This is a genomic window from Paenirhodobacter populi (genome assembly GCF_004022215.1).
In the GTDB taxonomy this organism is placed as follows: domain Bacteria; phylum Pseudomonadota; class Alphaproteobacteria; order Rhodobacterales; family Rhodobacteraceae; genus Rhodobacter; species Rhodobacter populi.
Genome location: NZ_SAUZ01000077.1, coordinates 1 through 1101, shown reverse-complemented (window position 1 = coordinate 1101; position 1101 = coordinate 1). Strand labels below are relative to the sequence as shown.

1 protein-coding gene is annotated in these 1101 nt (G+C 62.1%); it reads right to left on the bottom strand.

Features of this window, described 5'->3' with window-relative positions; translation table 11 throughout:
* Positions 1–7 precede the first annotated feature (7 nt).
* Positions 8–1051, bottom strand: coding sequence for an IS481 family transposase (locus D2T30_RS22870; RefSeq protein WP_128210655.1), 1044 nt, complete (start codon positions 1049–1051; stop codon positions 8–10).
* Positions 1052–1101 lie beyond the last annotated feature (50 nt).

Genomic DNA, 1101 nt, shown 5'->3' with positions numbered 1-1101 from the left:
TGTCTTCTTAACCTTCTTGGCTAACGAATGACATGATAGTTTCGATGGGTCTGCGCCCCATGTTGCGATATCCGAGATGGGGTCGTTCGGTGTTGTGGTGGACGAGCCAGGCGTCAAGATCGGCCTGCATTGCCTCGACGCTGTCGTAGAACGTCTCGCGCATCTTGATGCGGAAGAACTCGTCCAGGACGGTGCCGTTGAAGCGCTCGACGAAGCCATTGGTCTTCGGCGTCTTGACCTTGGTGCGGCGGTGGTCGATGCCGTTGAGATCGAGATAGAGTTCGTAGGGATGCTTCTCCGTCCCGCAGAACTCCCGGCCGTTATCGGTCAGCACGGCTTTCACCGGCAGGCCGAGGTTGCGGTAGAAGAGCAGCACGTCGTTGTGCAGGACGGCCACCGCGGCCTCGGGCTGTTTCGAGACGTGGAGGAAGCCGAAGGCGTAGGAGCCGTAGGTGTCGACCACCGCGTGCAGGTAGACCTTGCCCACGCCCTTCAGGCTGCCGACGAAGAAGGTGTCGGCCGACAGCAGTTCGCCGGGAGCGGTGCTTTCGACGTGGCGCTCGCGGAAGCAGGGGTTGAGCTTCTCCAGGAAGGCGGCCTGCTCGGGGGTGATGTCGATCGCCTGTCTGGCGGTTTTCGCCTCAAGCGCAAGCCAGCGCTCGACCTTGGTGCCGAGCCCATTGTCGTTGAGGATCTTCTGGATGGTGATCGCCGAGACCCGGACGCCCTCGAGCGCCAGAAGCGCTTCATGGCGGTTGCAACCGTAGGCCGGATGCGCCAGCGCCAGCGCCTTGATCCGCTGGACGACCGGCTCGGGCGTCGCCTGCGGATGGCTCTTGTGGATCGGCGGAAGGTCCTTCAACCCCTCGAAGCCCTGCGTCTGGAACCGACGCTTCCATTCGTAGAAGCTGGTCCGGTCCAGCCCCCGCTGCCGACAGGCCTCGGCGACGTTGCCCAGTTCGCGAGCCAACTCCAGAACGCTCATCCGCTGTTGCGCAACCTTGCTGGCCGCGTCACGTGGCAACTTCATGGTCTTCGATGATACATCCATGGCGGCTTCCTCCTTCCCGAAAATAGCACGGAAAGAAGGTTAAGAGGACA

Excerpts from the sequence above, each read along its gene's own strand:
- D2T30_RS22870 (WP_128210655.1), bottom strand. The coding sequence starts at position 1,051 with ATGGATGTATCATCGAAGACCATGAAGTTGCCACGTGACGCGGCCAGC.